Here is a 19482-nt window from a genome sequence, read left to right as displayed (position 1 = left end):
TTGCCTGTTATGGCTTGATATATGTCCTACATCGCCGGAGGAAGAATTTGGATGATTAAGTGTCGATTTTTTTGATTTCGAGCAGGTATATACTTTTCTCAATCAGCCAAAATGTTGCAAAAATCTTATACCATACGTTCCTAGGTTACCAAAGCCCTTGAGGCGCCTTGGCATCTCTTGGCATCAATAAAGCGATTCAATTAATGTTGAAAAATACCTTTGCCGAAACTTTTACCACACTGGCGAATTACAAAAGTGTGTCACTAATAGCGCTTATCGGTCCGTTGGGGCTGACGCTAATAGCAGCGCTACTTACCCAAGGAGTCGTCATCCTTCAACCCAGGCCAGTGGCGCTTTACCTGTCACTTGAGTTACTGGCAGAGGCCATCGATATAGCGGCCTACACGCTTTTGGTGGTCGTGGTATGCAATGCCATCTTGCGTCAGCAAACCAGCGGCTTTGGTAGGGGGCTTTTCTGGGGGCAACGTGAAACGCGACTTTTCTTATACCAGCTAGGTCTTTATGCGTTATTCATTCCAGTGTCGCTATTCGCTTTCGTTCCCGTCGCCGGTGTTTGGGTCTCGCTACTGCTGAGTGGTTATCTCTACAGCCGTTTGGCGCTGGTGTTGCCCGGTATTGCGGTCGGTCAGCCGCTTACCTTTCGATTGGCCTGGCAACTCTCTCGCCCCTACCAGTGGAGTGCTTTCGTTGTATTGGCGCTCTTTCCAACCGTGATAGGGATAGCGCTCGAAAGCCTGCCGAGTGCAGGTGCTTTGTCGCTCCTTCGGCCACTACTTTTCTTTGCGACCTCGCTCATTTCTGTAACGGCCATGGCCATTCTGTATCGAGAAATCGTGACCTCCGCCGCGCAAGACGCCGAACCCTTACCTTGACCAAGAGGCTGACGAAACCCTGGCCTATTTAGAGCTGAAATCACGTTCAAGGCGTTTTGAAAGTATAAAGGAGTAGATAGTGTATAAGCTTGTTTTAATGCCTGCATTGATCGCGCTGTTGTCAGGCGGTGCGCTGTCTTTTGCGAGCGAGTACTTCGAAAGAAGTGCTGTGCTGGAAAAGTACGGTCGATCTATTGAAGAGGAAGCTACAAAAAGAAGGGAAGCTATATGCGAAAAAATAGCCGATGTCTTTCCTGAGAATTCTGCTGCGTCCAGAAGCCTGGCACTTGAAGAGTTGAAAGAAATTGAAGAAAGAAAAAGGATTAGGGCCCATTAATATGAAGTTTCTAAGATTTACGATAGCGCTTATGGTTTTTTTAATAGTGCTTATAGCGACTTTGGCTATTTTGGGACGGTATATGAGTGACTTTATGTACGCCAAAAACCTTTCAACGCTCGCTTTATATCAGGATCAGTTGGAGGGGGAGGTGGGTGCTGATTTAGAGAGTTTTTTGAGCGCTCTTGATCACTCGAATGAGAGCGCCCGGAAGCAGTATTCTGATATGTGTGCCACTTATTAAGGCGAGAGTTGATATGGTTGAGAGCACGCTGTTTAGATCACTTGTTCTGGCATCGTTTTTGAGCAATATAGCGCTGTACTATTTTGGATGGCAGATGGCGTTTTATATGCCAGAGCAACATGTTGAGTTGTTAGGGTGGCAAGGATACTCTTCGATTTTCAATGAGGAAGGATTAAGGAATTTAGAAGTCATTATTATAGTGACCGAGCTCGCTGGGCTTGCAGGGCTTCTTTTTAAGCCACTGGTCTTCAGGAACGTGCTTCTTTTTAGCATGATGTTGTGGGTTTTCGAAGGGGTAGTGGGCGGTTACTACGTCTCCACACCGTTGATCAACATGCTGGATTCAATTCAGCGCATTCTGGTTTCGCTGGCTCTTGGCTACGCCTTTTTCTCAAAAGATATCGCTCAATAGCCGCTGGTTTTAGAGGCAGGCAATACAACAGCCGAGTAAGTGGGAGATTTCTTATGGTGGGCGGAAGGAACGGCCCTGCTTTCAAGCTCAATCCGCTGGCTTTTAACTATTTGCTTTGTATGAGCGCTTATCGCTTGGTTAAAGACGCTTATCAGGCAGGCGCCACCTTTCTATCGAATCACGTGATGTCGAATGAATTCGTGGTGGCGGTAGTAACGGTACACTTTGCCTATGTTTTGATTTTTTTATGTGGTTTGGCAATGGGTATGCTGACCGCCAAAAAGGTCATCCTCCATTCGGCAGCCGCTACCTCAGCGAGTGTTGCACTGGATAGCTACTTTATAACGATCGCGACGACCGGCAATCATGAATGGGTGATTTTTATGCTCTTTCTTGGCGCCCTGCTGGGCGGGATGGGGGGAGCCGCCGCGTTATGCGTCAAACGATTGCAAAACAGGCGCAGTCGCCGTTTGCCGTAACGGCTCCCGTTAACCAGTAACGGGCCCTTAATCACAACTCGTGGATGAGGCGGGGGTAGAACCGCAAAGGGCCGCGTTGTCTGGGCGACGATTTCCCTCCATTGAGTGTACAATCCCCTATCTTTTTCGATTTATCTGACGCTGGATCCATCACACCATGAGCAATGCCAAAACCCGTGTGCTGACCGGGATTACCACCTCCGGCACCCCCCATTTGGGTAACTATGTGGGGGCCATCAAGCCGGCCATCGAGGCAAGCCAGGACCCGAACGTGCAGTCGTTCTATTTCATGGCCGACTACCACGCACTGATCAAGTGCCAGGACCCGAAGCGGGTGCAGCAGTCGCGCCTGGAGATCGCGGCCACGTGGCTGGCGCTGGGGCTCGATACCGACAACGCGATTTTTTACCGTCAGTCGGATATTCCGGAAATCCCGGAGCTTACGTGGATGCTCTCCTGCGTGTGCGCCAAGGGCTTGATGAACCGGGCCCACGCCTATAAAGCGGCGGTGGCGGACAACGAAGAGGCGGGCAACCAGGACGCGGATAAAGGCGTGACCATGGGGCTCTTTGGCTATCCGGTGCTGATGGCGGCGGATATCCTGATGTTCAACGCCAACAAGGTGCCGGTGGGGCGCGACCAGATCCAGCACATCGAGATGGCCCGCGATATCGCCGGGCGCTTCAATCACCTGTACCGGGGGAACTACTTCGTGCAGCCCGAGGCGGTGGTGGATGAAAAGTCCGAGGTGTTGAAAGGCCTGGACGGGCGCAAGATGTCGAAAAGCTACGACAACACCATCCCCTTGTTCGCCCCGGAGAAAAAGCTTCAAAAGCTCGTTCGCAAGATCAAGACCAACTCCTTGGAGCCTGGCGAGCCGAAAGACCCGGACACCTGCACGCTGTTTCAGATCTACGCAGCGTTTGCATCCGTTGAGGAAACCGCGGCGCTTCGCGAGCAGTACGCGGCGGGCATTGGCTGGGGGGATGCGAAAAACCAGGTGTTCGATTACCTGAACGCACACCTGAGCGCGCCGCGCGAGCGCTACACGGCGCTGCTGGAAGACCCGGGCCATATCGAAGCGGTGCTGCAAAAAGGCGCCGAGCGCGCCCGGGAAGAGGCCACGCGCAGCATCGAGAAGCTACGTTCGGCCATGGGCCTGGGCCGCTTCGTTTAAGCGAACAAACGTCATGCCTGTTCGGTAAACAGGGCGGCTGTCTAACGGTCGCGCTGCGTTTTATTGCGTCAAACAAGGCCCTTCCACTTAGCTGGGGAAGGGCTTTTGTGTACAGTGCAGTCCGGGTCTTGAAAAAAGTATCCAACGACAACCACTACGACCACGCGTTAGCGAGGAGCCTGCATGTCTCGTCATACTTCAGCGTCAGAGCCTGGTGTCGCACTGGGCGGCCTTCATCATCTTGCTTTATTGGTGGTCGCCGTGGGCAGTTTGCTGGGTGCCATTATGTGGCTGGCCATCCCGACCGCGGTGGCGCTCATCGTGGCGGGGAGCCTTGCGATCTCGCTGTGTCTTTTATGGGGGATCTCCTGGGCGCGGCTGGAGGAGGACCTTTTAAAAGGCATTCAGGCTATGCTGATTCCCATTTTGATCCTCATCAGCGTGGGGATGATGGTGGGGGTATGGATGCTCTCGGGCACGATACCGGCCATGGTTACGCTGGGGCTCGAGCTGCTGTCACCGGGGCTTTTTTTGGTGGTGGCATGTTTGTCGTGCTCGTTGATGTCGGTCATGGCGGGCACGTCCTGGGGCACGCTCAGCACGATCGGAGTGGCGCTCATGGCGGTGGCCGTGGGGCTCGACGTGCCGCTCGCCTGGGCGGCGGGGGCGATCGTTACGGGGACGTTTTTCGGCGACAAGCTGTCGCCGCTTTCCGATACGACCGTCATGGCGTCCGCCGTGTGCGAGGTGAACATCGTGACTCACATTCGTCACATGCTCTACTCGACGCTGCCGGCGTATCTCATTGCGCTGGCGGTCTACGCGTGGCTTGGTAGTAGCATCAGCACGGGCCAAGCCAGCGCGCCGGAAACCGCCGCGCTGATCGAGACGCTCAATGCGGTGTTCAGTATCAATATCGTCACGCTGCTTCCGCCGGTGATGGTGTTCATCTGCATTCTTCTGAAAAAGCCGGTGCTGCCGTCGTTCGCCGTGGGTATCGTCAGCGGCGCGCTGATCGCCGCGCTGCTTCAAGGGGCGGGGGCGAGCGAGATCGGCAATGCCATGAACGGCGGCTATAGCGCCAGTACCGGGGAGGAGATGGTCGATAGCATGCTCTCCCGCGGCGGGCTGCAGAGCATGATGTCCACGGTGGCGGTGCTGATCGCCGCGGCCGTACTGGGCGCCCCGTTCAAAAGCGCGGGCACCCTTGATGCGGCGATTGCGCTGTTGAACGAACGTCAGGCCGGGCGGCGGCAGGTGCTGGGTAGTGCCATGGGGCTGCACAGCCTGGCGTTCTTGCTGACCGGCAGCTACTACGTCACCTTCGCGCTTTTGGGGCCGCTACTGCGCCCGCTGGTCGCCAATAGCGGCACGCCGCCCAAGAACCTGTCCAGGATTTTGGAAGACACCGGCACCACGCTCTCCCCGCTCATTCCCTGGGGCGTCACGGGCGCTTTCACGGCGGCTACACTGGGCGTTTCCACGGCGGATTTTTTCATCTACGCCATTCTCTGTTATGGCGCGATCGTGTTTTCGCTTTTCTACGTCGTGACCGGGCTCGGGCTTGGCCATGAGCAAACGCGTATTCGTTAGGTGCTGGGCGGATAAGCGAAATACACTGGGCGGCGCTTGAAAAGCGCGGTGAGGTGCAGCATGTAAGGGAGCGCTGCAACGGGTATTCCGGCTTTTATCGAACGGTATTTACAAAGGGACTATTGAATGCAATCGACGTACCGTCATCAAACGTTTACGGAAAAAGCGATGATCGTACTGGCGCTGGCGGTACTGGCGCTGGTGCTTTGGAAGCTGGTGGGGCTGTTGCTGCTGATTTTCGGCGCGGTGGTGGGTGCGTGTATTTTGCAAACCTGTATGGTGCCGCTGCTCAAATGGGGGGTGCCGCGCTGGCTGTCGCTTCTGATCGTGGTGGTGACATTGACGCTGGTGCTGGCGGGGATCAGCGTAGCCTTTGGCTCCCAGGTGGCGTCGGAACTCGAGTCGCTTTCGACTTTGCTGCCCGAAGCCTGGGAGCAGTTGCAGGAGCGCCTTCAGGGCACTCCACTTGAGCCGCTAATGGAGAACGCCGGCGAGCGGGCGGGCTCGGTTTTCGAAAACGGCCTGGCGCAGGTGGGCATGGTGGTCGTCTCCATGGGGGGCAGCCTGGTCAATTTCTTCGCGCTGATCGTGGGGATGGTGTATTTTGCCGCTCAGCCGGATGTCTACCGCCGCGGGTTGTTGTTGCTGGCGCCGGTCAAAAGCCGGGACAAGCTGGCCGAGGCGCTGGATAAAAGCGGCAAGGCGCTGCGGTTTTGGCTGGGTGGCCAACTGGTCGCGATGGTCGTGACGGGCCTGCTGGTCGGCGTGAGCATGTGGCTTTTGGGTGTGCCCGCGCCGCTGGGCCTTGGCCTGATTGCCGGCGTGCTGGATTTCGTGCCGCTGGTCGGCCCGCTGATCGCGGCCATCCCCGCGCTGCTACTGGCCTACACGGTCAGCCCGCAAACGGCGCTTTTTGTGCTGATCGCCTATACCATTATCCAGCAGATCGAAGGCAACGTGATGCAGCCGCTGGTTCAGCAGCGCGCGGTGAATTTGCCCCCCGCCATGCTGCTGTTTTCACTCTTTGCCGCCAGTACGCTGTTTGGCGTGGCCGGGGTGCTGTTGGCGGCGCCGCTCACCGTTATCGGCTTTGTGCTGATCAATGCGCTCTACGTGCAGCGTGACGAAGACGACGAGCCGGCAAGCGGTGAACAAGGCAAGAGTGAGAAAAGCGAGTAGCCAAAGCGCAGCGAGCTTTGGTGAGGTATCGCAAAAGCGTTTTAAATTGAGGTTCAAAGGGTGGTGAATACGTCCGTTTTCGCCGTATAGATGTTGAGTTTATGAAAAGATCGAAGGTGCGCTATGTCGACCACTCCCGCCTCCGCGGAGGCTGAAAATTTCTCCAGCAAGTACCGTGTTCCGCTGATCGCCATGGCGGCGATCGTTTTCGGGGCGCTATTGATCGGCGTGTTCTTTAGTGCCAACACCGGCATGCTGATGATCATTGGCGGCCTGTTTGGTGTGGCGCTCTACCACGCGGCGTTTGGCTTTACCGCGGCCTGGCGGGCGTTCATCACCGAACGCCGGGGCCGCGGGCTGCGCGCGCAGATGGTGATGCTCGCCATCGCAGTGGTGCTGTTTTTCCCCGCCCTGGGCGCGGGCACGTTATTCGATATGCCGGTCTCTGGCTTTGTCCGCCCCATCGGGATCTCTGTGGTGGTCGGCGCGTTCATCTTCGGTTTGGGCATGCAGCTTGGCGGCGGGTGCGCCTCGGGTACGCTGTTTACCGCCGGGGGCGGCAATGCGCGCATGCTGATTACGCTGCTGTTCTTCATCGTGGGCTCGGTGATCGGCACCGCGCACTTTACCTGGTGGCAGAGCCTGCCCGCGTTTGCGCCGGTCTCGCTGGTCGAAGTAGCGGGCCCGGGTGGCGGCATCGCGATCAGCCTGGTGCTGTTCGCCGCCATCGCCGCGTTGACGGTGGTAATGGAGCGCCGACGCCACGGCCAGCTAGAAAAACCGGCCCCGGTGACCAAACCGGGTAGCATGCGTTGGCTCGAAGGCCCCTGGCCGCTATTGGCCGGCGCCGTGGCGCTGGCGTTTTTGAACTTCGCTACCCTGGCGCTGGCCGGGCGCCCCTGGGGTATTACCTCGGCCTTTGCGCTCTGGGGCGCGAAGGTCTTTAACTTCGTGGGCGGTGATGTCACCCAGTGGGGGTATTGGCAGTCGGAATCCAACATGGTGGCGCTGGATGCCAGTATTTTCTCGGACATTACTACCGTGATGAATATCGGCATCATGCTGGGCGCGATGGCCGCCGCCCACCTGGCCGGGCGCTTTGCACCGAATTTCAACATCCCGATCCGCTCGGTGATCGCGGCGATTCTCGGTGGGCTGATGCTGGGTTACGGCGCGCGGCTGGCCTTTGGCTGCAATATTGGCGCTTACTTCAGCGGTATTGCCTCGGGCAGCCTGCACGGCTGGCTCTGGATGGCCGCTGCCTTTGCCGGCAATATGCTGGGGGTCAAATTGCGGCCGCTGTTTTTCGCCGGTGTAGAAGGGCGCAAACCCAAGGCCAAAACGGCCTGACGCTAACCGGTTGATGTTCAACGCCCCGCTAAAAAAGCGGGGCATTTTTTTGCTCAAAGCCCGGCTGCGTGCCACCTTTGTCGTAGTGGCGTGATACATTATGCCGTTATAACCGTAAACGCTTGATATTGCTGCGCTGCAGCAGTAATGGACGAAAAGAGAGCCCCATGACTCAGAGCAAACGCCCCTTATACATTCCTTACGCCGGTCCTTCCTTGCTTGAAATGCCGCTATTGAACAAAGGCAGCGCGTTTACTCAAGAGGAGCGGCTCGCGTTCAATTTGATCGGTCTGTTGCCGCAAAAGGTCGAGACCATCGAAGACCAGCTCGAGCGCAGCTATCGCCAGTACCAGCAGTGTCACAGCGACCTGGACCGCCATATCTATCTGCGCGCCATCCAGGACGATAACGAAACGCTCTATTTCCGCCTGGTGTCCGAGCACCTGGAAGAGATGCTGCCGATCATCTATACGCCGACCGTGGGCAAGGCGTGTCAGGAATTCTCCAATATCTATCGCAATCACCGGGGGCTTTTCATCGGCTACCCGGACCGCGAGCACATGGACGATATCCTGCGCAGTGCCACCAAGGACAACGTCAAGGTGATCGTGGTCACCGACGGCGAGCGCATTCTGGGTCTGGGCGACCAGGGCATCGGCGGTATGGGAATTCCCATTGGTAAGCTGGCGCTCTACACCGCCTGTGGCGGGATCAGCCCGGCCCATACCCTGCCCATCATGATCGACGTGGGCACCAACAATCAGGCGCTTTTGGATGACCCCATGTACATGGGCTGGCGCCACGAACGGGTCGGCCAGGAAGAGTACGACGCCTTCATGGCGCAGTTCATCGCCGCGCTCAAGCGCCGCTGGCCCAACGCCCTGCTGCAGTTCGAGGATTTCGCCCAGGCCAACGCCGTACCGCTACTGGAGCGCTACCGCAACGAGCTTTGCTGCTTCAACGATGACGTTCAGGGCACCGCCTCAGTGGTGGTGGGTACGCTGATGGCCGCCTGTCATGCCCGGGAAGAGAGCATCGCCAAGCAGCGCGTGGTGTTCGTCGGCGGCGGCTCTGCCGGCTGCGGTATCGCCGAGCAGGTCGTGGTCGCCATGCAGTCCGAGGGGCTTTCCGAGCGCGAGGCCCGCGAGCGTGTCTACGTGATCGACCGCGACGGGCTGATGACGACGGACCAACCCTGGCAGCGCGATTTCCAGCGCCGCCTGGCCCACGACCCGGCGCTGGTCGCCGACTGGAACGGCCAGGGCCTGGAAGAGACCATCGCGCAGATCAAGCCCACGGTGCTGATCGGCGTGTGCGGCCAGCGCGGTATCTTCACCGAGCAGGTGATCCGCACCATGCACGCCGGCTGCGAGAACCCGGTCATCATGCCGCTCTCCAACCCGACCTCCCAGGCCGAGGCGGTACCGGAAGACGTGATTCGCTGGACCGACGGTCAGGCGCTGGTCGCCACCGGCAGCCCCTTCGCGCCGGTGGTCTATAACGGGCGCACCTACGCGATTGCCCAGTGCAACAACGCCTATATCTTCCCCGGCATTGGCCTGGGCGTGGTAGCCGCCAAGGCGCACCGGGTGACCGACGAGATGCTGATGAGTGCATCAAGAGCGCTGGCCCGGGAAGCGCCGCTGGTCAAAGAGGGCAAGGGCGCGCTTTTGCCGCCGCTTTCCAAGATTCGCGAAATCAGCCAGTCGATCGCTTTCGAGGTGGCGGCCATGGCGCAGCATAACGGCGTCGCGCTGACCACCAGCGGCACACAGCTGCGTAAGGATATCGAAAACGCGAGCTGGGACCCGGACTACCGCGACTACCGCCGTCGCGCCGTTTAAGCGTTTTAACGTTCAAGGCTCTCGGCGCCGCTACTTGGGTAGCGGCGCTTTTTTAGGGCCAAAAAAAGCCCCCACCGGAGTGGGGGCGTGCAAGCATTGGGTCGTGCGTTGCCGGTAGGGCTTACGCTGCGCCAATCATCTTGCGCAGCACGTAGTGCAGGATACCACCGTGGCGGTAGTACGCCAGCTCGTTGATCGTATCGATCCGGCATTTCGCCTCGATCGTACGCTCGTCACTGCCCTTTTTGATGGTGACCTTGACATTGGAGCCCGGGCTTAGATCGCCCAATCCTTCGATGGATACTTCTTCATCGCCGGTCAGTCCCAGGCTTTCACGGCTTTCGCCTTCCGGGAACTGCAGCGGCACCACGCCCATACCGATCAGGTTGGAGCGGTGGATACGCTCGTAAGACTCCGCCAGTACCGCGCGCACGCCCAGCAGGCGCGTGCCCTTGGCCGCCCAGTCGCGACTCGACCCGGTGCCGTACTCTTTACCGGCAATGACCACCAGGGGCGTGCCTTCTTCCTGGTACTTCATCGCCGCGTCGTAGATAGACATCTGCTCGCCGCTGGGCACGTGGCGGGTTTCGCCGCCGACCACGCCGTCGAGCATTTCGTTTTGAATGCGCACGTTGGCGAAGGTACCGCGCATCATGACCTGGTGGTTACCCCGGCGCGAACCGTAGGAGTTGAAATCCACCGGCTTCACGCCGTTTTCCTGCAAGTAGCGCCCGGCGGGGCTGTCCGGCTTGATGGAGCCGGCCGGCGAGATGTGGTCGGTGGTGACCGAGTCGCCCAGCATCGCCAGGACCCGCGCGTTTTTAACGTCCTCGGTGGGTTCCGGCTCGCGGCCCATGCCTTCAAAGAAGGGTGGGTGTTGAATGTAGGTGGAGTCCGGCCACTCGTACACCTGGCTTTCCGGTACGTTGATCGCTTTCCACGTCTCGTCGCCTTCGAACACCTCGCCATACTCCTTGCGGAACATGTCGGTGTTCACTTTCTCGACCGCCTCGGCGATCTCGGCCTGGGAGGGCCAGATGTCTTTCAGATAGACCGGGTTGCCATCAGAGTCATCGCCCAGTGGGTCAGTGGTCAGGTTGCTCTGTACGTTACCGGCCAGCGCGTAGGCCACGACCAGGGGCGGCGAGGAGAGCCAGTTGGTTTTGACCAGCGGGTGAACCCGGCCTTCGAAGTTACGGTTGCCCGAAAGCACCGAGGCGACCGCCAGGTCACCGGTGTTGATCGCTTTTTCGATCTCCTCGGGCAGCGGGCCGGAGTTACCGATACAGGTCGTGCAGCCGTAGCCCACCAGGTTGAAGCCCAGCGCGTCCAGGTCGTTGTTCAGATCTGCGGCGGCCAGGTAGTCGGTGACCACCTTGGAGCCCGGCGCCAGCGAGGTCTTGACCCAGGGCTTGGTTTCCAGACCTTTTTCGCGTGCCTTGCGGGCCAGAAGGCCGGCGGCCATCATCACGCTGGGGTTGGAGGTGTTGGTGCACGACGTGATCGCGGCAATGACCACGGCCCCCGGGTTCAAACGGAAGCTCTGGCCGTTGTAGGACACATCCTGGCTGTCGTTGTGCTCGAAGCTACGCTCGACGCCCACGGCGGTCTGGCCGCCTTCCGAGGAGAACTTGCCGGTTTCGGTGTCCGGCTGGGTCTTGCCGTCGTTTTCCATTACCTTGGCGAAGGCGCTAGGCAGGTCCTTGAGCGATACCCGGTCCTGGGGGCGCTTGGGCCCGGCCAGGCTTGCCTCGACGGTGCTCATATCGAGCCCCAGCGAGTCGCTGAAAATCGGCTCGTCGCCGGGCTCGCGCCACAGGCCCTGTTCCTGGCTGTAGGCTTTCACGAGCGCGATCTGATCGTCTTCACGCCCGGTTAGGCGCATGTAGTTCAGGGTTTCTTCATCCACCGGGAAGAAGCCGCAGGTCGCACCGTACTCCGGCGCCATGTTGGCGATGGTGGCGCGGTCGGCCAGCGGCAGGTCTTTGAGGCCGTCGCCGTAGAACTCGACGAACTTACCCACCACGCCTTTCTTGCGCAGCATTTCGGTAACGGTGAGCACCAGGTCGGTCGCGGTGATGCCTTCCTGAAGCTTGCCGTCGAGCTTGAAGCCGATGACTTCGGGAATCAGCATGGAAACTGGCTGACCGAGCATCGCGGCCTCGGCTTCGATGCCGCCCACGCCCCAGCCAAGCACGCCCAGGCCGTTGATCATGGTGGTGTGCGAGTCGGTGCCGACCAGGGTGTCGGGGAAGGCGTAGGTTTTGCCGTCTTCTTCCTTGGTCCAGACCGATTTGCCCAGGTACTCGAGGTTGACCTGGTGGCAGATACCCGTGCCCGGCGGGACCACTTTAAAATTATCGAAGGCCTGCTGGCCCCAGCGCAGAAACTCGTAACGCTCGCGGTTACGCTGCATTTCGATCTCGACGTTCTCCTCGAACGCCGTGGCGTGGCCGAACTCGTCGACCATGACCGAGTGGTCGATGACCAGATCGACCGGCGAGAGCGGGTTGATACGGGCCGGGTCTTCACCGAGCTTTTCGACCGCATCGCGCATGGAGGCCAGATCCACCACGCCGGGTACGCCGGTGAAGTCCTGCATGAGAACCCGCGCCGGGCGATAGCCGATCTCGCGGCTGGATTTACCCTCTTTTTGCCAGTCTACCAGCGCTTGCAGGTCGTCGTTTTCGACGCTTTCGTCGTCGCCAAAGCGTAGCTGGTTTTCCAGCAGGATTTTCAGGGTCTTGGGTAGCCGGTCTATGTTGCCAAGCGCATCGGCCGCCTTGGGCAGGCTGTAATAGGTGTAGGAGTGACTCCCCACCTCCAGGGTGCTGAGCGTATCGGGGATCTTGCTCATTCCATGCTCCTCTCTCTTGAATGCGGGCTCTTGCTTGCTATGTATTGGATGATTGCAGTGCCACGGTGGTTCGTTTTCTAGAGCCTAGCTTATTAATAGCACATGGGTACTTTAAACCCGGCTTTCAAGGGATCCTGGCCTAATGGCCAAGCCTCCCCCTTGTAATTGCTTGTACTCGACGCCATTTCAGGCAGACTCTCTTGTTTGGTTTTCGGCCCGTACTACTCGCATCCTGCTGGCCGGGCCATCCGTTTTATTCGATATAGGTGGTGTCATGGAAACGCGTCATGAACGTTTGATTATTCTTGGCTCCGGGCCTGCCGGGTACACCGCGGCGGTGTACGCCGCGCGCGCCAACCTGCAGCCGTTGCTGATTACCGGGCTGCAGGCGGGCGGCCAGTTGACCACGACCACCGATGTGGATAACTGGCCGGGCGAGGCCGAGGGCATCCAGGGCCCGGCGCTGATGGAAAAGATGCAAGCTCACGCCGAGCGCTTCAATACCGAGGTACTGTTCGACCATATCCATGAAGTCAGCTTAGGCGAAAAACCCTATACATTGAAAGGCGATAGCGGCACCTACACCTGCGATGCGCTGATCATTGCCACCGGTGCCAGCGCCCGCTACCTGGGGCTGCCCACCGAGCAGCAGTTCATGGGCCAGGGCGTGTCCGCCTGCGCGACCTGCGACGGCTTTTTCTATCGTAATCAGGAGGTCGTGGTGGTGGGCGGCGGTAACACCGCCGTGGAAGAGGCGCTCTATCTTTCCAATATCGCCTCCAAGGTGACCCTGGTACACCGCCGCGACACGCTGCGCGCGGAGAAAATCCTGCAGGACAAACTTCAGGAGAAGGTCGAGGCCGGTACGATCGCGCTGGAGTGGTTCCAGCAGGTCGACGAAGTGCTGGGCGATAACAGCGGTGTGACCGGGGTGCGGCTGAAGTCGACCCTCGATGGCACCGTCAAGGAGCTCCACGCGCCTGGGCTTTTCGTTGCCATTGGCCATAGCCCCAATACCGGTATTTTCGAAGGCCAGCTCGCCATGAAGGGCGGCTACATTACCGTCAATTCCGGTCTCGAAGGCAACGCCACCGCCACCAGCGTGCCCGGTGTGTTTGCCTGCGGCGACGTGATGGACCATATCTACCGCCAAGCGATTACCTCCGCGGGCAGCGGCTGCATGGCAGCACTCGACGCCGAGCGCTACCTCGACGGTATTGGCTGATTCAAGCAGCGCTTCAAGGGTCGGCGCAGGTCACGGGCGCGCTGTCTACCCGTAGCCGGCCCAGCTGGCTTAGCACCAGCTCTTTACCCGTGTTGGCGCCGCTGCAGAGTTTGAAGCTACCGTTATAGCCGCTGGCGTGGCCCAGCGGTGTGTAGCGTACCTGGCGCCAGTGGCGGTTGTAGGTAATGCGGCTTTTCGGGTGCGCGGGGAAAATCCACAGGATGCGCTGGCGCTTAGCGCTTTGACGAGGCGCGCCGTCGATCACCGCCAGCGGCAGGCTCCAGTCGTCGCTGCAGCGAAAGGCGGCGGTAACCGGGCAAAGGGTGACGGTCTCGCGCCGAGTAATGGCCGTATTGCGAGCCAGCGAGAATGCCCGCTGAAAGCGATTGATCTCGCCTTTGAGCGCTGTGCGTTGGTTTAGCGCCTGAAGGTGGGGAAGGGCGCCGGTGGTCAATAAGCCAATAATGAAGAGTGCGACGACCAGCTCCAAAAACGTAATCCCGCTGGCGCGATGCACGCCGTGCGCTGCCTGGGCGCTGGCGTAACGCGAGCGTTGATGGTGGGGTAGGAGTGCTTTTTGCATGGGCTCACCCTGGCGGACCTCTTTTCAGGTTAGAGCGCTTTCCTCGGGTGGGGCGTAGGCATGAGCGGAGCCTGGTGTAGGTTCAGGCGTAGTTGGTTGTAGGTAAAAAGGGACAGGCCTTGTGAGTGATTTCTTGATAGTGGGTGGCGGTATCATCGGCATGATGACCGCCCTACAGCTTGCCGATGCCGGCCAGACGGTGTGTATCGTCGAGCGCGGCACCTGCGGGCAAGAGGCCTCCTGGGCGGGGGGCGGTATCGTGTCGCCGCTCTATCCCTGGCGCCACTCGGCGGCCATTTCCTGGCTTTCGCGCTGGTCGGAGGGCGCCTATCCGGCGCTTGCCTTGCGCTTATTGGAAGAGACCGGCATCGACCCGGAGTATCGCCAGAAAGGGCTTTTGTATTTGAGCGTCGAGGATGACGAGGCGGCGCTCGCCTGGGCGCATCAAATGGGTAAACCGCTCGAGCGCGTGGGCGCCGCCTTCGTGCACGAAAAGGAACCCCAGGCCGAGGCGGGTAGCGGCGCGCTCTGGATGCCAACGCTTGGCAGCGTGCGCAACCCGCGGCTGGGCCAGGCACTACGCGCCAGGCTCTCCGCCATGCCGGGCGTGACGCTTTGCGAGGGCCAGCCGGTCGAAGGGCTTATCGAACGAAACGGCGACATTGCGGGGGTGAATACGCCTCAGGGGCCGCTTTTGGCCGGCCGCACCGTGCTCTGCGCCGGCGCCTGGAGTGCTGCGCTGTTGGCACCGCTCGGTATCCGCTTGCCGGTACGTCCGGTCAAAGGGCAAATGATTGCCTACCGCGCCCCGCCCGGGCTTGTACAGCGGGTGGTGCTCAAGGATGGGCGCTATATCATTCCCCGCAGCGATGGGCTTTTGCTGGTGGGCTCGACCCTGGAAGAAGCCGGGTTCGATAAAACCACCGACGAGGCGGCGCTGGTTTCACTCAAGCAAAGCGCCGAGGCGATTGTTCCCGCGCTTGCCGGTTACCCGGTAGCGCACCACTGGTCCGGGCTGCGCCCGGGCTCGCCCGGCGGGCTTCCGTTCATCGGCGCGCTGCCCGGCTACGGGTCGCTCTATATCAACGCGGGCCACCATCGTAATGGTCTGGTGCTCGCGCCGGCATCTACCCATTTGCTGGTCGATACGCTGTTAAAGCGCCCGCCGCTGATCGACCCGACGCCGTATGTACCCACTCAAGAGCGGCTCGTTCTCTAGACGGGGCCGTCCTTCTTCTGCTCCTGAATATAGCGCTCCCGGTGGGCGGCGGAGCAGAACCACTTTTCCTCAAAGCGCAGCGCCTCGCTTTCCGGTACGTGCACCTCGCACCAGCGACAGCGCACCATGGCGCCGCCTTCGACGCGCTCGGGCGCCGCCGTTTTTTGCGAGAGCTTGTGTTGGCGGTACATGCCGTAAAGTTTCAGGCCAACGTAGAACACCACCGCAAAAATAAGTAGCCGAATGATCAACAGGTTCATCCTTTTATCGCTCCCGGGCGGGAAAGTGGGTGTGTAAAATACTGCGTGTTCGAATGCGTGCGTTTAACGCCAGAGCCTTTGCCAGTAACCGGCGCTTGCGGGACAATACCCGCTTGCCGGTACGGTTTGGAGGCTGGGCTTTGAGTGCCATCGCGTGGCGTCCAAACGGTATGTTTCAAGGATTCTCAAGAGATTTTACCCCCCATGCAAGACTTAACGCTGGTCATGGCCCAACTCGACCCTTTGGTCGGGGATATTCCCGGTAATGCCGCCCGCGCGATCGAAGCCGTGCGCGAGGCGCGTATCGAGCACCGGGCGGACGTGGTGGTATTCCCCGAGCTTTTCTTGACCGGCTACCCGCCGGAGGATCTTTTATTGAGGGCTTCGATGGAGTCGCGCCTGCAGGAGGCCCGCGACACCATGGCGCAAAAGGTCGTCAAGGACGTGCTGGTGATCATTGGCTACCCCGGCGTTCGCGATGGGAAGCGTTTCAACCTGGCCGGGGTGCTGTATAACGGCGAGTGGCAGGCGGAGTACGCCAAGCAAGCGCTGCCCAATTACCAGGTGTTCGACGAGCAGCGCTACTTCACGCCCGGCAATGCGCCGCTGGTATTCGAGCACAAGGGCGCCAAACTCGGCCTTCTGATCTGCGAAGACCTTTGGGAGAGCGCGCCCATCGAGGCCGCCTGCGGGCAGGGCGCCGATGCGCTCGTGGTGCTCAATGCCTCGCCCTATCATCAGGAAAAGCCCGGCGAGCGTCGGCGCCTGCTCACCCAACGCGCTCAGGCCGTGAATCGCCCCATCGTCTACGTCAACACCATTGGCGGCCAAGACGAATTGGTATTCGACGGCGGCTCGAGCGTGGTCGATGCCCAGGGCGAGCTCAAGATACTCGCGCCTTACTGGCAGGCAGGGCTTATGCCGGTGCGCCTCACTCAGACCCCGGAAAACGCCTGGGCCCCCGAGGCCGGCGAAATCGAACCCGACGTCTCGGCGGAGGAGAGCCTTTACTGCGCGTTGGTGACCGGCGTTCGCGACTACGTCAACAAAAGCGGCTTCAGTGGCGTAGTGCTAGGACTTTCCGGCGGGATCGACTCGGCGCTGTCGCTGGCGATCGCGGTGGACGCCCTGGGTGAGCAGCGTGTGCACGCGGTGATGATGCCTTACCGCTACACTGCGGATATCTCGAAGCAGGACGCCGCCGCCCAGGCCGAGATGCTGGGCGTCGATTTCGATGTCATGCCGATCGAGCCGATGGTCGAGGCCTTCACCCAGACGCTATCCGAGAGCTTTGCCGGCGCCGAGCAAGACACGACCGAGGAGAACCTGCAGTCGCGCTGTCGCGGGGTGCTGTTGATGGCGATCTCCAACAAGAAAGGCTTGATGGTGCTGACCACCGGCAACAAGAGCGAAATGGCGGTGGGCTACGCCACGCTCTACGGCGACATGGTGGGCGGCTACAACGCCTTGAAGGATGTATATAAAACCTGGGTGTACCGGCTGGCGCGCTGGCGCAACACCCAGTCGCCGGCGGTGCCCGAGCGGGTCATCGAACGCCCACCGAGTGCCGAGCTCGCCCCGGACCAAAACGACAGCGACTCCCTGCCCGACTACGCCGTGCTCGATGCGATCCTCTCGCGCTATATCGAGGGCGACATGAGTGCCGAGGCGATCATCGCCGAGGGCTTTTCCCAGGACGATGTCTACCAGGTCGTGAAACTGGTGGACCGCTGCGAATACAAGCGCCGCCAGGCACCGGTCGGCGTTCGCGTGACCGCCCGCGGGTTCGGCCGCGACCGCCGCTACCCCATCGTCAACGGCTGGCAGCCCGGCGATTGACCCCAAGCGTTGAACCTTAAAGCCCGCCCCATCAAAAAAGCCAAACGCTGTTTGGCTTTTTTGGGTTAAGGGGTGGCCTGCGAGTCGGGTTTGAACGTCATTTGAGCGCTCTTCTTAAAAGCGTTTCTCAAAAGTTCTCCTCAGAAACTCTCCCAGGCGGGCTCGGAGGAGGCCGGTGCTAGCGCCTTGCTGGTTTCGGCAGGCGCGCTTGGCTTGGGCGCTTCGCGGCGGGGCGTGTCGCGTAATGGCTGGCTGGTAGACGGGGGCAGTTTGAATATCTGCATGGTCTGCATCAGGGCCTGGGCGTTTTGGCGCAGCGTTTTGGCGGCGGTTGCGCTTTCATTGACCAGGGTGGCGTTATCCTGGGTCATCTGGTCCATCTCGGAGACGGCCTGATTGACCTCCCGAACACCGGCACTTTGTTCGACGCTGGCGCTACTGATTTCGCCGATGATCACATTGACCCGCTCGATGGCGCTGACGATCTCATTGGTGGACTGGTTGGCGTGGCTGGCACGCTCGTTGCCGTGTTTCATGCGTTCCAGGTTGCTGGAAATCAGCGCGTTGATCTCCTGGGCGGCGTTGGCGCTACGCTGGGCGAGGCTGCGCACTTCGCTGGCAACCACGGCAAACCCGCGGCCGTGCTCACCGGCCCGCGCCGCCTCGACCGAGGCGTTGAGCGCCAGAATGTTGGTCTGGAAAGCGATCGCGTCGATGGTCGAGATAATACCGGCAATTTCCTGAGAGCTTTGATCCAGCTCGTTCATCGTGGTGGCAAGCTCGTTGACCGCCTTGCCGCCTTCCTTTGCAGTCGCGGCGGCCTGGCTTGCTTCCCGGCTTGCTTGCTCGGCGTTGGCGGCATTCTGGGTCACGGTGCTGCTGAGCTCTTCCATGGCGGCAGCGGTTTGGGCCAGCGCACTTGATTGCTGCTCGGTACGCGAGGCGAGGTTGTTATTCCCCTCGGCGATCTGCTCGCTGTTGCTCGCCACTGCCTCGGCAGAGGTGCGCACGTCCAAAACGATACGTTGAAGCTGCTCGGCCATGGCCATTTGCGAGGCCATGATGCCGCGTTCCCGGGTATTCGGCTGTGCCTGACGGCGCTCGTCGGCCACCGCCAGGTTACCGTTGCCGATAGCGCTCGAGAACGCCTGCACCTGGTCGGGTTCGGCGCCCAGTTCGCCCAGCAGTTGCCGCGATAGGTAGAACGCGATGAGCCCGCCCAGCAGCAGCGCCGCGAGCGTCAAAACGATCATCAGCATCTCGAAACCTGCCGCGGTTTCCCGGGCGTGGTCGGTGGTCACATCATTGAGCTGCCCCTGAAGATCGATGAATTCGTTGATTTGCGAAAGCCACTGCGCGTAAGCGGGGCCTGCCTGTTCGATCAAAAGCGTTTGGGCGGCGGCGAAATCCCCCGCGAGCCGGGCTTCGATGACGGCCTCAGTCAAGCCCAGGGTCAGCGCCTGTTGGGCTTCGATGCGCTCGATGATGCTTGCCTCCTGAGCGGGCCCTGGTGCGCTTTGAACGATGCTGGCCATTGCCTGGGAGGCGCTACGGTAGTCATCTTGCAGACGCTGCATTTCACCATTTAACGCGCGGTACTGTTCAGCGGTGGTGGTGATGACGATATCGCGCAGTGCGATGGCGCGGTCGTGTACGCTCCCCCGCCAGTCGATCGCTTGGCGCTGTTTGTTGCCGTTGATGTCGTTGATTTCGGTCAGGTCGTTGCTGATTTGGTTGACCTGATAGATCCCTATCGCGGTGAGCAAGGCCAGCAGGACCAGGACAATGGAGAAACCGACGGTCAGGCGTGTGGTGATTTTCCAAGAGCGTAACGTGTTCAAGCGCGTTCCCTCGCTGTGGAGTGTTCTTTTTTCGTGGGCTGCTTGAGTGGTGCAGTCCCAAAGTGTTTTTAGTTATACGGCAGCAGGAGAGAGGTTAGTTATTTGTACGATATTTGTACAAATAATAATTGTAGTTAAATATTACCGATT

Annotated in this window: 16 protein-coding genes; 12 read left to right on the top strand and 4 right to left on the bottom strand. The window is 59.9% G+C overall.

Going from position 1 to position 19482, the window contains the following annotated elements; genetic code table 11:
- Nucleotides 1-167: 167 nt before the first annotated feature.
- From ACWHXT_RS14445 to ACWHXT_RS14405, 9 genes are all read left to right on the top strand, one after another.
- Nucleotides 168-893, top strand: coding sequence for a hypothetical protein (locus tag ACWHXT_RS14445; RefSeq protein WP_447956349.1), 726 nt, complete (start codon nucleotides 168-170; stop codon nucleotides 891-893).
- A gap of 79 nt (nucleotides 894-972) precedes the next feature.
- Nucleotides 973-1230: a hypothetical protein gene (locus ACWHXT_RS14440; protein WP_447956348.1), complete on the top strand. Its 258-nt coding sequence runs from the start codon at nucleotides 973-975 to the stop codon at nucleotides 1228-1230.
- 257 nt (nucleotides 1231-1487) lie between these two features.
- Nucleotides 1488-1886: a hypothetical protein gene (locus ACWHXT_RS14435; protein ID WP_447956347.1), complete on the top strand. Its 399-nt coding sequence runs from the start codon at nucleotides 1488-1490 to the stop codon at nucleotides 1884-1886.
- 53 nt (nucleotides 1887-1939) lie between these two features.
- Nucleotides 1940-2365: a hypothetical protein gene (locus tag ACWHXT_RS14430; protein WP_447956346.1), complete on the top strand. Its 426-nt coding sequence runs from the start codon at nucleotides 1940-1942 to the stop codon at nucleotides 2363-2365.
- 157 nt (nucleotides 2366-2522) lie between these two features.
- Nucleotides 2523-3542, top strand: a complete 1020-nt coding sequence (locus tag ACWHXT_RS14425) for a tryptophan--tRNA ligase (protein ID WP_447956345.1) — start codon at nucleotides 2523-2525, stop codon at nucleotides 3540-3542.
- 183 nt (nucleotides 3543-3725) lie between these two features.
- Complete coding sequence (locus ACWHXT_RS14420; protein WP_447956344.1) at nucleotides 3726-5135, top strand: Na+/H+ antiporter NhaC family protein; 1410 nt, start codon at nucleotides 3726-3728, stop codon at nucleotides 5133-5135.
- A gap of 126 nt (nucleotides 5136-5261) precedes the next feature.
- A complete protein-coding gene (locus ACWHXT_RS14415) occupies nucleotides 5262-6314 on the top strand; it encodes an AI-2E family transporter (protein ID WP_447956343.1) in 1053 nt (350 codons plus the stop codon).
- A gap of 123 nt (nucleotides 6315-6437) precedes the next feature.
- A complete protein-coding gene (locus ACWHXT_RS14410) occupies nucleotides 6438-7664 on the top strand; it encodes a YeeE/YedE family protein (protein WP_447956342.1) in 1227 nt (408 codons plus the stop codon).
- A gap of 167 nt (nucleotides 7665-7831) precedes the next feature.
- Nucleotides 7832-9508: an NAD-dependent malic enzyme gene (locus ACWHXT_RS14405; protein WP_447894293.1), complete on the top strand. Its 1677-nt coding sequence runs from the start codon at nucleotides 7832-7834 to the stop codon at nucleotides 9506-9508.
- Nucleotides 9509-9629: 121 nt separating this feature from the next.
- Here the strand turns inward: ACWHXT_RS14405 and acnA are convergent, their stop codons facing one another.
- Nucleotides 9630-12365, bottom strand: a complete 2736-nt coding sequence (gene acnA, locus ACWHXT_RS14400) for an aconitate hydratase AcnA (RefSeq protein WP_447956341.1) — start codon at nucleotides 12363-12365, stop codon at nucleotides 9630-9632.
- A gap of 274 nt (nucleotides 12366-12639) precedes the next feature.
- On the opposite strand from acnA, the gene trxB reads away from it, so the two are divergent.
- Nucleotides 12640-13590, top strand: a complete 951-nt coding sequence (trxB, locus tag ACWHXT_RS14395) for a thioredoxin-disulfide reductase (RefSeq protein ID WP_447529884.1) — start codon at nucleotides 12640-12642, stop codon at nucleotides 13588-13590.
- A gap of 13 nt (nucleotides 13591-13603) precedes the next feature.
- Here the strand turns inward: trxB and ACWHXT_RS14390 are convergent, their stop codons facing one another.
- The gene (locus tag ACWHXT_RS14390; RefSeq protein ID WP_447956340.1) at nucleotides 13604-14173 is read right to left on the bottom strand and encodes a GspH/FimT family pseudopilin; all 570 of its coding nucleotides are present in this window, start codon (nucleotides 14171-14173) and stop codon (nucleotides 13604-13606) included.
- 121 nt (nucleotides 14174-14294) lie between these two features.
- Between ACWHXT_RS14390 and thiO the strand changes: the two genes are divergently transcribed.
- Nucleotides 14295-15392, top strand: a complete 1098-nt coding sequence (thiO, locus tag ACWHXT_RS14385; RefSeq protein WP_447956339.1) for a glycine oxidase ThiO — start codon at nucleotides 14295-14297, stop codon at nucleotides 15390-15392.
- On the opposite strand, the gene ACWHXT_RS14380 is transcribed toward thiO, so the two are convergent.
- Nucleotides 15389-15652, bottom strand: a complete 264-nt coding sequence (locus ACWHXT_RS14380) for a PP0621 family protein (protein ID WP_447529881.1) — start codon at nucleotides 15650-15652, stop codon at nucleotides 15389-15391. The two genes, thiO and ACWHXT_RS14380, sit on opposite strands and share 4 nt — an antisense overlap.
- Before the next feature lie 204 nt (nucleotides 15653-15856).
- Here ACWHXT_RS14380 and ACWHXT_RS14375 point away from each other — a divergent pair, with 204 nt between their 5' ends.
- Nucleotides 15857-17491 (top strand): NAD+ synthase, encoded by a 1635-nt coding sequence (locus tag ACWHXT_RS14375; RefSeq protein WP_447956338.1) that lies wholly within the window; start codon nucleotides 15857-15859, stop codon nucleotides 17489-17491.
- Between the two features lie 140 nt (nucleotides 17492-17631).
- Here ACWHXT_RS14375 and ACWHXT_RS14370 read toward each other — a convergent pair whose 3' ends face one another.
- Nucleotides 17632-19332, bottom strand: coding sequence for a methyl-accepting chemotaxis protein (locus tag ACWHXT_RS14370; protein WP_447956337.1), 1701 nt, complete (start codon nucleotides 19330-19332; stop codon nucleotides 17632-17634).
- Nucleotides 19333-19482 lie beyond the last annotated feature (150 nt).

The organism is Vreelandella halophytica (genome assembly GCF_968193635.1).
The sequence above is the reverse complement of the archived record's forward strand: the minus strand, read 5'-3'. Positions and strand labels throughout refer to the sequence as shown.